Source organism: Meridianimaribacter sp. CL38, from assembly GCF_004328055.1.
Classification (GTDB): Bacteria; Bacteroidota; Bacteroidia; order Flavobacteriales; family Flavobacteriaceae; genus Gaetbulibacter_B; species Gaetbulibacter_B jejuensis.
In genome coordinates, this window is sequence record NZ_QKWS01000001.1 from 987,176 (window position 1) to 999,453 (window position 12,278).

Genomic DNA, 12,278 nt, shown 5'->3' on the forward strand with positions numbered 1-12,278 from the left:
AATACAAAAAAAATAAGCCAAACAGTATTAAGGATTAGTTAAAAGGATGGCGTTCTTCCCAATCTCTTGTTGGATTCATTAGGCTAAAAATCAAATTTAAAGCAGCATTTAACAACACGTTTGTATGCCTTAAGTATATGAACATATTTTTAGGTTTTGCACCTACCGAACTCTTTATTTCCATTGCTGTTCTTGCATAAACAGTATGTTCAAATTTGTTGTTTATAGCAAATTCTGCCATGTCATACAGCATATTCAAATACAATTGATGGTTGTATTGATATGCGCTATCATACCCAAGAAAATAGGTTTCAAGCACCTTATTATTCAGAATTAATGTATAAAAACCTACAAGAGTACCATCAAGATAATACGCAAAGACTTTAAATTGGTTTTTTAGCTCTTTTTTAAGCGTGTAAAAATGATTTTTAGGAAGTATAAAGGTATTTATCCTTGCATTATCAGAAACGTTCTTATAAAGGCTAAATAACAATTCTGAATGAGCTTCAATAGCATCAAGGTTTAATTCTTTCTTTTGAATAGCACTCGCCTTTTTACGAGCTGTTTTTAAACGTCGTCGATATTTTTTATTTAAACTGATTTGATAATCATTAAAGGTATTCCAATTTTTATGCGTTGGCATAATCATATTGGGTTGAACCGAGACTTTTCTGAATGTATTCGTTTTAAACAATTCTGAATACGAATGAATAGAATCATCTTCAAAATAGTCTTTAAAAATTAAGGTTCTTATGGTTTTTCCTTTTGATGATTTTATGTCTTTTTTCAACTGATACACAGCATCGAAAACACAAGAAAGAAAATCACGTTCTGATATGGCTTCAGCATTAAAATATAAACCGTGTTGTCCTGTATGCATAAGGTTTCCAACAACCAAAACATTTCCTTTAAGCACTTTAGAAACATAATGTTTTACGCGTTCTTGAAAACAAGAGTCTTTATGGTTTCTAAAAATATCTTCAACATACAATTGTACACGCTGAATGATAGCAATACCCACTAAATTTTCAGCATTAAAAACACCTATATAATACCATGACATATTATCTGGTGAGGCGTTTTCAACAGCTGTTAAATAGGGTTTTTGAAGAAATACATCATGCGTGGTTAGTGCTTGCCACGAATCAGGTAAATCATTTTGAGAATTGTATATTTTAAAGTGTATCAATGTAAAAAGAAAAAGACTGAACGCTTATGTCAGTCTTTTTATGTTATAATTCATTACAAAATTTATTGCCATCCGCAAACAATGCCTCCCATGATTGCCATAGTAACAATCCAATAGCCAGCATTAATAAAAATGTATTTTGCGCCTTTTCTTTCAAACAACGCATTGGTTCCAAGAATTGGTAATGCGATAAAGATTCCTGCAATTGTGCCATGTAAAGCACCATGTTTAAAGGTTCTAAAAGCAGTACCATAATCTGCCATAAATGCTTCAAAAGATGGTTTTGCAAGACTAGGATCGCCACCAACCATACCTAAAGCACCAGTTTGATGAATGGTTAAAAACTGTAAAGCAAAGGCTAATAAGAACGCAAAAATAAATGCAAGGATAAAAATTTTAGCCATATTGGCGCCTTGCATTTTTTCTTCGGTCATGTCAGCAGCTTTCATCCAAGCTGTACCAAATACTTTTGGATTGTACCAAATTGCACCAATAATCAATGCAGAAACTGCAGCTGCTAAAAGTGCTAAAAAATTGATTTCCATAATGAAATGTTTTAGTTAGTGTACTAAAGATAGTAATTATTGAAATACAATTTCTGTTTTATTATCTATTAAAGCGCTTTAGCTTCTTCTACCAACAATGCATTTTTATCTTCTAAAGCTTTTTCTATAAACTCATTAATAGCATCGTTTTTTTCTAAACCATTTGCTAATAATACTTTTAAAGTAAGCATAGCAGCAATGCGTGTTCCAACCTTTTTTACAGCAGTTCCAAATAAAGGCTCTAACTCGTCATAACTAACCTCATTGGCTAATTCAAGAATTTCAGCTTTTACTTTAGCCTGTTTATCTTCTGGGTAATTCGTGTACTTTTTTCCTAATTGCTGAATAACATTAATAGCTTTACGCTGTTGTTGCTGTTTAGGTTTGTTTTGTTGTTGCGGCTTTTCTTGTGGTTTTTGTTTTTCCCAAGTATCTCGCAATCCAACTGTTTTATTAAATACTAAAGCATTAGATGTAGAATCGTTATCAACATTAAAATATCCTAAACGTTGAAATTGAAACCTATCTCCTACTTTAGCTTCTTTTAAACTAGGCTCAACAAATGCTTTGGTAATGTTTAACGAATTAGGATTTAAGAATTCCATAAAGTCTTTGTCTTGATGACTATCTGGTGCTTCATCCATAAACAAACGATCGTATTCTCTAACTTCGGCTTCAACAGCATGCTTAATGGATACCCAATGTAATGTTCCTTTTACTTTTTTAGACGTATCAGTATCGTAAGTACAATGTACTTCGGTAATATTTCCGTTAGCATCTTTTACAACCTCATTTGCTTGAATGATGTAAGCGTTTTTTAAACGAACTTCACCACCAAGTTTTAACCTGAAAAACTTACTTCCTGCTTCTTCTTTAAAATCGGCTTTTTCAATATATATTTCTTTTGAAAAAGGAACTTCTCTAGAACCTGCTTGTTCGTCTTCAGGATTATTTTCAGCCTCTAACCATTCTACTTTATCGTCAGGATAATTAGTGATAACCACTTTTAGTGGATCTAAAACTGCCATAACACGTGGTGCAGTTTTGTTTAAGTGATCACGAACACAAAATTCTAATAAAGATACATCAATAACATTTTCGCGTTTTGCAACACCAACACGTTCAATGAAATTTCGGATAGATTCTGGTGTATAACCACGACGTCTTAACCCAGAAATAGTAGGCATTCTAGGATCATCCCAACCGTTTACAATACCATCTTCAACCAACTTAAGTAGCTTACGCTTACTCATAATGGTATAACTTAAATTTAAACGTGCAAACTCACGCTGTTTAGGAAGCATTGGATAAGTGCTTTTTGAATACTCATACACTTGCTCCTTAAACCAGTCGTAAAGCTCTCTATGCGGCTTAAATTCAAGCGAACATAAACTATGCGAAATTTGCTCGATATAATCACTTTCACCATGTGTCCAATCGTACATTGGGTAAATACACCAATCGTTTCCTGTCCTGTGATGTGCTTTTTTAAGAATACGATACATAATTGGATCGCGCATTAACATATTAGGATGTTGCATGTCTATTTTTGCACGTAAAATATGATCGCCTTCGTTGAATTCGCCTGCTTTCATACGTTCAAACAACTCTAGGTTTTCTTCAACCGAACGATTGCGATAAGGACCATCGACTCCTGGTTGTGTTGGTGTTCCTTTTTGTTCTGCCATAGCTTCGCTAGATTGCGAATCGACATAGGCTTTACCTTGTTTTATTAATAAAACAGCCCAATCATATAATTGCTGAAAATAATCTGATGAGTATAATTCATTTTCCCATTGATACCCTAACCACGCTACGTCTTTCTTAATAGCATCTACATATTCTTGCTCTTCTTTAGCTGGATTGGTATCATCAAAACGAAGATTTACAGGTGCGTTATACTTTTCACCCAAACCAAAACTAATACCTATCGCTTTAGTATGCCCAATGTGTAAATAACCGTTTGGTTCTGGTGGAAAACGAAAACGTAATTTAGAAGCTTCTAATCCGTTTGTTAAATCTTCTTCTATAATATGCTCAATAAAATTGAGTGATTTTGTTTCTTCTGACATAATCTATTTTACCTTCAAAATGAGAAGTACAAAATTAGATAAATTTATATGAATTTAATGTTGTAATAACTTATAAAATGTAACATATCAATTGTTTTTACTACCTATAAATAAAACCAAAAACCATGCAACATAGAAATTACGAATGCCCAAAATGTCACAACAGAACATATAAAGTAAGACAAATGCGTGCTACTGGAGGTACTTTATCAAAAATATTTGATATTCAAAATCAGAAATTTACAGCGGTAACATGTGAACGCTGTACGTATACAGAATTTTATAAAACCAAAACTAGCGCGATAAGCAACGTATTTGATTTCTTTACGAATTAATTTTTTAGTTTTTATTTGCCATACCAATCTGTGTCGTATTTTTGCTTTATGGGAATTATAAAAGTTGAAAACATTCGTGTGTTTGCGCATCACGGTTGTTTAAAAGAAGAAACAAAAATAGGTAGTGATTACCGTGTAGATTTAGAGATTAAGGCAAATTTACAAACATCGGCTGTAACAGATCAACTCCAGGATACTGTTGATTATGTGTTTTTAAACAGAATTGTAAGAGAGGAAATGGGACAACCATCTCACCTTCTTGAAACTGTTGCTAAACGCATCATTAAGCGTATTTTAAAAGAAGATAAAAAGGTTAAAAAGGTTACTGTTTGTGTAAGTAAATTAAACCCTCCAATAGGTGGTGACGTAGAAATGGTAACGATAAAAATGACAGAAAGACGAAAAAATAAGTAGTAAATAGTGTAAAAACTTTATTTTTTTTACATTTGCCAACTCTTGTTTTCTATTTAAGAAAATTGAGAGTTCTGCTTTCGCAGAAATAATTGGCGTCATGGCCGAGTGGCTAGGCAGAGGTCTGCAAAACCTTCTACAGCGGTTCGAATCCGCTTGACGCCTCAAAAACCTTCAAGTATTTCTTGGAGGTTTTTTTTATAGCCTATGTTCAATTTCTTCTTGAATGCGTTCTTTTCCTTTAGGAAATATACCTTGAACTAATAATAATACACCAAAACCTAAAATCACTAAAGCAATGATTTTTTTAGTTTTGTAGATGAGTCTTGGTGTTAATTTGTTACGTAATCTTTTTGCGATAGCTATTTTCACTAAATCTACAAGAAAATAAACAGTAAGCATTGTAGCTATAAAAACAGTAACTCCATTTTCAGATTCGGTAATAGAACTTCCAATAACGATAAATCCTAACCATCCTAAAAGTACTCCTATATTGATAAAATTGAGTAAAAATCCTTTAATGAATAATTTACCATATGCATTTTTAGGCATTTCAACTTTATGATATTCTCTAACGATTGTTCGGAAGGATTTTGATGTTTTTATAAAAGAAATAACACCATAAACCACTAAAAGAGCACCACCAAAAATTAAGAAATTAGGATCGTCTTTTATCTTATCGATAAGCTTATTGGTACTATAAAAAGCGACTAGGATAAAAACAATATCAGCGAAAATAACTCCAAAATCAAATACTAAAGCGCTTTTAAATCCTTTGGTAGCACTAGTTTCGAGCAGTACAAAAAATACTGGACCAATAGTGAATGCTAGGATTATTCCGAAGGGAATTGCAGCTAAAATATCATCAAACATATAGGAAATAAGTTTCCTACAAAGCTAATAAAAAAGACGTATTAATTAGTTCATACGTTTAATTCTTCCACCTAACATTGTGTCTTCGTTTACTGTAGCAGGACTTCCATAAATATTTACATCTCCTCCTGCTCTAACTTTAGCATCAACTAATTTAGATGCATTAACATCTGCTTCACCAGCTGCTTTAATACTTACAGTAGTATTTTGGGTCTCGAAAGCTTTACCTTCATAAACACCTCCTGTGTTAAGTACTATATCTTGAGATTCGGCTTTTCCTCTGGTTTCAACTACTCCACCAGAAACTGCTTTGATGTCAACTTTTTTAACATCCAATCCTATTTTAAGTCGAGCACCTTCTTGAGATTTCAGTTCTATATAATCTTGTTTTATAAGCTCATTTGAAGAAATAAAAGCACCTTCGTTACCATCAATAATATCTAACTTAGTGTAATGTACAGCAACAAATGTTCTGTCACCATTAAAGATTTTATTAAACTTCATTCTTATTTTAAGTTTTCCATCTTTATTAATAACTTCTACATCATCAATATCATCACCTGTGATTTCAACTTTGTTAACGTCTGATTTAACTAAATTCACTTCTATCCTATCAAAAACTTTTACTTCGGTAAAATCTCCTACTCCTTTTTCTTTAGGATTTTGTGCTGTTATAATTGAAGTTAATGCTAAAAATGCAATGGTTATAAACGTTTTCATGTGTAAGTGTTTTATTATATTTACGTGTACTATTATAGTAAAGATGTTATAAAAACGTTATTGTTACAGTAATTGTACCAAAAATTGAATTAAGCCACAGAAACTGCGGTTCCTGTTACTGAAACTATTATGGCTGTTGTATTAGGAAATGTTTCTATGTCTAAATGTATTCCAACTACAGCATTTGCTTTTAAATTGATTGCATTTTGCTGTAATTTTTGAAATGCATCTTCTTTAACTTCGTTTATACTTTGCTCTAACGAGTTATAAAATTTATCCATACTGAAGGAGAATGATACTTTTTTACTATTTACGCCTACTCCAGTGACTAAACCTAAATAATCTATAATTTGATGTCCTTCAATGGTATTTGTGGTTGTTAAAATCATATTACTCGTGTTTTCCTATTAATGTAAAATCTAAATGTTTTTTAACTAAATCGGTTTCTTTTACTTTTACAATCACTTCATCACCTAATTGATAGATATTTTTAGTTTCGCGACCTACAATAGCGTATTGGCTTTCGTCAAACTCGTAATAATCGTCTTTTATATCACGAATACGAACCATACCTTCGCATTTGTTATCAATAATTTCTACATAAATTCCCCAATCTGTCACTCCTGAAATAACGCCTACAAATTCTTCGTCTTTATGATCTTGCATAAATTTAATTTGCATGTATTTGATACTATCACGTTCAGCTTTTGTGGCTAAATATTCCATATTACTGGAATGTTTACATTTATCTTCATAAATAGCTTCATTAGCGCTTTTTCCGCCATCTAAATAATGTTGTAATAAACGATGTGCCATAACATCAGGATAACGACGTATAGGCGATGTGAAATGACTATAATAGTCAAATGCTAATCCGTAATGACCTATGTTGTGCGTGGTATACTCTGCTTTACTCATACTTCGTATCGCAAGCGTATCAACCAGGTTTTGTTCTTTTTTACCAGCAACATCTTTTAATAAATTGTTTAATGAAGCTGTTGTACTTTTTCGGTCTTTAAAATTGAGTTTATAACCAAAACGTCCAACAATATTTTGTAAAGCTGCCAATTTACTATCGTCTGGTTCGTCGTGCACACGATATATAAAGGTTTTTTCTGGTTTTTGTTTTCCTATAAATTCGGCTACTTTTTTATTTGCTAACAGCATAAATTCTTCAATTAACTTGTTAGCATCTTTTGAAGTTTTAAAGAACACACCAACCGGATTATTGGTTTCATCTAGGTTGAACTTCACTTCTACTTTATCAAAAGAAATGGCACCAGAACGCATACGTTTAGAACGCATTTTTTTAGCCAATTCATCAAGTTTTAATGTAGCATCGGCTATTTTTTGATCGGTATTGTAAGCTTTTCCTGTTAAAGATACTTCGGCAGGAATTTCGTTTGTTTTAGATTCTATAATGGCTTGCGCTTCTTCGTAAGCAAAACGTGCATCACTATAAGTGACTGTTCTACCAAACCATTGGTCTTTAACTTCAGCTTTATCATTGATTTTAAAAACTGCTGAAAAGGTATATTTTTCTTCATGTGGTCGTAATGAACACGCGTTGTTAGATAGAATTTCGGGTAGCATTGGTACCACGCGATCTACTAAATATACTGAAGTTGCACGCTCGTAAGCTTCGTCATCTAAAACTGTATCTGGTTTTACATAATGTGATACATCGGCAATATGAATACCAACTTCGTATAAACCATCATCTAATACTTGAAATGATAGGGCATCATCAAAATCTTTAGCATCTTTAGGATCGATAGTAAACGTCAACACATCTCGCATATCACGACGTTTAGCAATTTCTTCTTTCGTGATTGAAGTATCTATATTATTGGCATAATTTTCTACCTCATACGGGAATTCGTAAGGCAAACCATATTCAGCTAAAATGGCATGAATTTCGGTATTATGATCTCCTGGTTTTCCTAGAACTTTTATCACTTTTCCGTAAGGAGAATCGGCTTTTTCAGGCCAATCTTCAAGAGATACTAGTACTTTGTCACCATCTTCAGCTTTAAAGGTTTTATTAATTGGTACAAAAATATCTTTGTACATTTTATTGCTATCAGGCACCACAAAAGCATAGTTGCTATGTAACTGAATGACACCAACATATTCGCTTTTTGCACGTTTTATAATTTCGGTAATTTCACCTTCAAACTTTCCGCGTTTACGACGTTTATAAACATAGAATTCTACTTCGTCTCCATCTAACGCTTTATTTATATTGTTTGAAGCAATGTAAACGTCTTCATCAAAATCGTCACAAATAACGTAACCTGAACCTTTAGCGTTTAAGTCTAGAATACCTGTGTGATATTCTGCAGTAACAATGGCTTTAAATTTACCACGATCTACTTCTTCTATTTCTTGTTTCGCTTTAAGTTGCTGAAGTTTTTTTATAATTTGATTTCTGCTACTGGCATCATTTACACCAAGTTTAGCAGCTATTTGTTTGTAGTTAAACGTTTTATTTTTCTCTTTTTTTAAAATACTTAAGATTGTATTAGTAAGGTTGGAAATCTTGTTATGTGAAGGTTTCCTTTTTTTCTTTCTTGCCATGTATTATGTAATCATTTTCATTTCCTAATTAAAGATAGGAATCTGTTATTTTATAACCTAATAAAAGTGAAGTACTGGTTATAAGTTTACTCGATAATCGAGATTTAAATCTTCCTAGGCTTGCTTCGACGTTAAAACTCTTTTCTTATTCATGCCTTAAGTGCTTGCACCAAGTTATTTGATACAAAGCTACGATTTAAATATTAAATGAATTATCAGCCTAGATTAATTAATAGTTTTATAACACAATGAAATAATAAATAGAAGACTACTATTTGATAAAATGAACAGAAAGCAGTTATTCACATTTATATATATAATATCTTTTCTTTTTAAAAATTTAAAAAAAATATTAATGATTATTATTGTTTGTTAATAGCTGGAATAACTTTTTTAAATTTTATTTTGAAAACACGTAGTTTACATTCTATTGATATTTAGTTAACATTAGAAACGCATCTAATACATTCATTTTTAGAACTATTTTAAAAGCTATTAACAGCTGTTAATAACTCATGTTAATAACCAAATATTGATAATATTTTCAAATTTCTATGTTTATAAACGTAAAAAAGATGGCTTAAAAGTCAGCTAAAAAAAGCGAAGTTATTTTTTGGTTTATTGGTTTCAATTTTTGTTTGTAAATAAAATTGAGATTTAAAAATATTTCTTTCAGAAAGAAGTAAACAGTTATTAACAAGTTATGAGCTACTATTTGATTAACTATTAACAATGCTAATTAATTGTTAACTATTACCTACATAACATAAGTGTTTATAAGGACATTTTGTACCTTTACTCCATAATTAAGATAGTAATGTTTTGAAGTTTATTTCAACATTAAAATCTTATGTCTTTTACAACAACAACAACACAACAAAAACATGAAATTATCAATTGGTAACGACCACGCAGGTCCAGATTACAAAAAAGCTATTGTAAACCATTTAGAATCTAAAGGGTATTCTATTACAAACTATGGTACAGATACTGAAGATAGTGTAGACTATCCAGATTTTGTACATCCTGTAGCTAAAGATGTTAATAATAAAGAGGTAGATTTTGGTATTCTTATTTGTGGTAGCGCAAATGGTGTAGCTATGACAGCAAATAAATATCAAAACGTTAGAGCTGGCGTTTGCTGGACAAGCGAAATTACTGAACTCACACGATTACATAATAATGCAAATATTATCTGTATTCCTGCGCGTTTTACATCAATACCGCAAGCTATTAAAATGGTAGATGTATTTTTAAATACAGCTTTTGAAGGTGGTCGTCATCAAAACCGTATTGATAAGATTCCTTTATCTTGTTAATTACCAATTTTTAAGTTGGTAAACTATGAGTCATTCGCATGCACATAACCACGATCATAAAGATTTAAAAGGCCGAAAGCTTTTAATTACCATATTACTTAATACTGTAATTACAGTTGCTCAAGTAATAGGTGGTTTGGTTTCTGGTAGTTTATCGTTGTTAAGTGATGCGCTGCATAATTTTAGTGATGTACTGTCTTTAATTGTAAGTTATATAGCTTCAAAATTATCAAAGCAAAAAGCATCAATAAATAGAACTTTTGGTTATAAACGTGCCGAAATTTTAGCGGCTTTTGTAAATGCTGCAACCTTAATAATTGTTGCAGTAATACTTATAAAAGAAGCTATTGAGCGTTTTCAAGATCCGCAAAATATAGAATCAAACCTTGTTATTTGGTTGTCTCTTATTGCAATAGCAGGTAATGGTTATAGTGTGTTACTGCTAAAAAAAGATTCTGATAATAATATTAATATAAAATCAGCTTACTTACACTTATTAACAGATATGTTAGCAAGTGTTGCAGTATTGATAGGTGGCTTATTAATGAAGTATTTTCAGTTGTTTTGGGTAGATAGTTTGCTTACCTTTTTAATAGCTGTGTATTTAATTTTTGTTGGCTATCATTTATTAAAAACATCAACTAAAATGCTGATGCTTTTTACACCAGAACATATAGATATTAAAGCTGTGGTTCGTGTTGTTAATAAGCTTCCAAAAGTGAATAAACTACACCATGTGCATATATGGAATTTAAGTGATGACGAACTGCATTTAGAAGCGCATTTAGATTTAAAAGAAGATATTTCAACATCAGAATTTAATGACTTATTGTTAGAAATAGAAAACCTATTACATGACGAGTTTAATATAAATCATGTAACCATACAACCAGAGTTTAATAAAGAAGATCCTAAAGAAGTTATCGTACAAGACTAATGCTAGATATTACAACCAAAACATTTCAAGAATTAACTACTCAAGAATTATATGATATACTACAATTACGAAGCGAAGTTTTTGTTGTAGAACAAGATTGTGTATATCAAGATATTGATGGAAAAGACCAAAAAGCACTTCATGTTTTAGGTTATAAAAACAATGTTGTAGTAGCTTACACACGTATTTTTAAACCAGGAGATTACTTTGAAAAAGCTAGTATTGGTAGAGTTGTAGTTGCTAAAAAAGAACGCCAGCATAAATATGGTTATGATATTATGGAGGCTTCTATACAAGCTATAAAAGAACACTACAACGAAACCGACATAAAAATATCAGCGCAATGTTACTTAAATAAGTTTTATAATAATTTAGGATTTAAAGCAATAGGAGAGGAGTATCTTGAAGATGGCATTCCGCATATAGCTATGGTTTACAAAGAAGCGTAAACTAATTATCTTGACCACCAACGTAGGTTACTAAAATTTCCACACGTCTATCATATTTTGGTTCGCCACCAAGCGGAAATTTACGACGCATACCAACATATTTCATTCGGCGTTTATCCACACCTTTTTTAGCTAAATAGTCATAAATATATTTAGCTCTAGCTACAGAAAGATTTCGTTTTTTTGTTCTTCGGTCAATAGCATCTCTACTATTTTGCGTACAACACACATGACCTTGTATAGTAAAGTAAATGTCATCGCGTTCAACAAGTACTTTAGCAATGTCTTCTAATGTTTTTACTGATTCTGGAAGCAAATAACTATAACCTGTTTTAAATAAAATATTGTCTAAAGTAAATTTATCACCAGCTTTAAGTTCGCCTTTTAAAGCATCTTTTACATCTTGTTTTTTAGGTTCTTCAACAACAACTCTAGGTGGATCATAAGGATGCACAATAATTTGAACTTTACGATTTAAACCACGTATTTTATTAATGTCTTCTTCTTTAACAAGTTTTAATAATACTTCTCCTTTTCCATCAACATTTGTAATGACTGACTCGTCAAACTCGTTATTTGAAAATATTTCTTTGATAGAATTTGCCCTTTGCTGTGATAAAACCAAGTTGTAATCATCACTACCTCTATCATCACAAAAGCCGTAAATGGATATTTTTTCAATATCTAACCCTTCAATTTTTGATAAAAACATTAATAGTCTACTATGCTCAGTTTCAGGAACATCATATTTATCTGTTTCAAAATACACTTCGTGAGTAAGTTCTTTTTGAGCACAAACAAATTGAGATATTAAAAAGAGTAAGACTATTAGTTTTTTCATTTTTCTT

General features: G+C 31.5%; 13 protein-coding genes and 1 tRNA gene. 6 read left to right on the forward strand and 8 right to left on the reverse strand.

Annotated features, from left to right (window positions below):
- Positions 1-34: 34 nt before the first annotated feature.
- The 3 genes from DMZ43_RS04515 to DMZ43_RS04525 form a co-directional block, all read right to left on the reverse strand.
- Positions 35-1,189 carry a GNAT family N-acetyltransferase gene (locus tag DMZ43_RS04515; RefSeq protein ID WP_131506400.1) on the reverse strand — a complete coding sequence of 385 codons (1,155 nt, stop codon included), beginning with the start codon at positions 1,187-1,189 and terminating at the stop codon, positions 35-37.
- Positions 1,190-1,251: 62 nt separating this feature from the next.
- Positions 1,252-1,734, reverse strand: a complete 483-nt coding sequence (locus DMZ43_RS04520) for a DUF1761 domain-containing protein (protein WP_129759803.1) — start codon at positions 1,732-1,734, stop codon at positions 1,252-1,254.
- Positions 1,735-1,802: 68 nt separating this feature from the next.
- The gene (locus DMZ43_RS04525) at positions 1,803-3,806 is read right to left on the reverse strand and encodes a glutamine--tRNA ligase/YqeY domain fusion protein (protein ID WP_131506401.1); all 2,004 of its coding nucleotides are present in this window, start codon (positions 3,804-3,806) and stop codon (positions 1,803-1,805) included.
- A 125-nt stretch (positions 3,807-3,931) separates the two neighbouring features.
- Between DMZ43_RS04525 and DMZ43_RS04530 the strand changes: the two genes are divergently transcribed.
- The 3 genes from DMZ43_RS04530 (at position 3,932) to DMZ43_RS04540 (ending at position 4,717) form a co-directional block, all read left to right on the forward strand.
- Entirely contained in the window at positions 3,932-4,141 is a 210-nt protein-coding gene (locus DMZ43_RS04530; protein WP_131506402.1) for a zinc ribbon domain-containing protein, read from the forward strand.
- A gap of 48 nt (positions 4,142-4,189) precedes the next feature.
- Positions 4,190-4,555 (forward strand): dihydroneopterin aldolase, encoded by a 366-nt coding sequence (gene folB / locus DMZ43_RS04535; protein ID WP_131506403.1) that lies wholly within the window; start codon positions 4,190-4,192, stop codon positions 4,553-4,555.
- Positions 4,556-4,646: 91 nt separating this feature from the next.
- Positions 4,647-4,717 (forward strand) — tRNA-Cys (locus tag DMZ43_RS04540).
- Positions 4,718-4,750: 33 nt separating this feature from the next.
- Here DMZ43_RS04540 and DMZ43_RS04545 read toward each other — a convergent pair.
- The 4 genes from DMZ43_RS04545 to rnr form a co-directional block, all read right to left on the reverse strand.
- The gene (locus DMZ43_RS04545; protein WP_129759806.1) at positions 4,751-5,425 is read right to left on the reverse strand and encodes a LysE family translocator; all 675 of its coding nucleotides are present in this window, start codon (positions 5,423-5,425) and stop codon (positions 4,751-4,753) included.
- A gap of 45 nt (positions 5,426-5,470) precedes the next feature.
- Positions 5,471-6,145: a head GIN domain-containing protein gene (locus tag DMZ43_RS04550; protein ID WP_131506404.1), complete on the reverse strand. Its 675-nt coding sequence runs from the start codon at positions 6,143-6,145 to the stop codon at positions 5,471-5,473.
- A gap of 89 nt (positions 6,146-6,234) precedes the next feature.
- Positions 6,235-6,534, reverse strand: a complete 300-nt coding sequence (locus DMZ43_RS04555; RefSeq protein ID WP_131506405.1) for a heavy metal-binding domain-containing protein — start codon at positions 6,532-6,534, stop codon at positions 6,235-6,237.
- A gap of 1 nt (position 6,535) precedes the next feature.
- Positions 6,536-8,725 carry a ribonuclease R gene (gene rnr, locus DMZ43_RS04560; protein WP_131506406.1) on the reverse strand — a complete coding sequence of 730 codons (2,190 nt, stop codon included), beginning with the start codon at positions 8,723-8,725 and terminating at the stop codon, positions 6,536-6,538.
- 884 nt (positions 8,726-9,609) lie between these two features.
- Between rnr and rpiB the strand changes: the two genes are divergently transcribed.
- Genes rpiB through DMZ43_RS04575 form a run of 3 tightly spaced genes read left to right on the forward strand, consistent with a single transcriptional unit; the run spans position 9,610 to position 11,430 of the window.
- Positions 9,610-10,044 (forward strand): ribose 5-phosphate isomerase B, encoded by a 435-nt coding sequence (rpiB, locus tag DMZ43_RS04565; protein WP_129759810.1) that lies wholly within the window; start codon positions 9,610-9,612, stop codon positions 10,042-10,044.
- Positions 10,045-10,069: 25 nt separating this feature from the next.
- The gene (locus tag DMZ43_RS04570; protein WP_131506407.1) at positions 10,070-10,981 is read left to right on the forward strand and encodes a cation diffusion facilitator family transporter; all 912 of its coding nucleotides are present in this window, start codon (positions 10,070-10,072) and stop codon (positions 10,979-10,981) included.
- A complete protein-coding gene (locus DMZ43_RS04575) occupies positions 10,981-11,430 on the forward strand; it encodes a GNAT family N-acetyltransferase (RefSeq protein WP_131506408.1) in 450 nt (149 codons plus the stop codon). Before DMZ43_RS04570 ends, DMZ43_RS04575 begins: the two co-directional genes overlap by 1 nt.
- A 1-nt stretch (position 11,431) precedes the next feature.
- Here the strand turns inward: DMZ43_RS04575 and DMZ43_RS04580 are convergent, their stop codons facing one another.
- The gene (locus DMZ43_RS04580) at positions 11,432-12,271 is read right to left on the reverse strand and encodes an OmpA family protein (RefSeq protein WP_131506409.1); all 840 of its coding nucleotides are present in this window, start codon (positions 12,269-12,271) and stop codon (positions 11,432-11,434) included.
- Positions 12,272-12,278 lie beyond the last annotated feature (7 nt).

Coding starts and splice junctions, on each gene's coding strand:
- DMZ43_RS04520 (WP_129759803.1), bottom strand. CDS start 1,734: ATGGAAATCAATTTTTTAGCACTTTTAGCAGCTGCAGTTTCTGCATTG.
- DMZ43_RS04525 (WP_131506401.1), bottom strand. CDS start 3,806: ATGTCAGAAGAAACAAAATCACTCAATTTTATTGAGCATATTATAGAA.
- DMZ43_RS04530 (WP_131506402.1), top strand. CDS start 3,932: ATGCAACATAGAAATTACGAATGCCCAAAATGTCACAACAGAACATAT.
- folB (WP_131506403.1), top strand. CDS start 4,190: ATGGGAATTATAAAAGTTGAAAACATTCGTGTGTTTGCGCATCACGGT.
- DMZ43_RS04545 (WP_129759806.1), bottom strand. CDS start 5,425: ATGTTTGATGATATTTTAGCTGCAATTCCCTTCGGAATAATCCTAGCA.
- DMZ43_RS04550 (WP_131506404.1), bottom strand. CDS start 6,145: ATGAAAACGTTTATAACCATTGCATTTTTAGCATTAACTTCAATTATA.
- DMZ43_RS04555 (WP_131506405.1), bottom strand. CDS start 6,534: ATGATTTTAACAACCACAAATACCATTGAAGGACATCAAATTATAGAT.
- rnr (WP_131506406.1), bottom strand. CDS start 8,725: ATGGCAAGAAAGAAAAAAAGGAAACCTTCACATAACAAGATTTCCAAC.
- rpiB (WP_129759810.1), top strand. CDS start 9,610: ATGAAATTATCAATTGGTAACGACCACGCAGGTCCAGATTACAAAAAA.
- DMZ43_RS04570 (WP_131506407.1), top strand. CDS start 10,070: ATGAGTCATTCGCATGCACATAACCACGATCATAAAGATTTAAAAGGC.
- DMZ43_RS04575 (WP_131506408.1), top strand. CDS start 10,981: ATGCTAGATATTACAACCAAAACATTTCAAGAATTAACTACTCAAGAA.
- DMZ43_RS04580 (WP_131506409.1), bottom strand. CDS start 12,271: ATGAAAAAACTAATAGTCTTACTCTTTTTAATATCTCAATTTGTTTGT.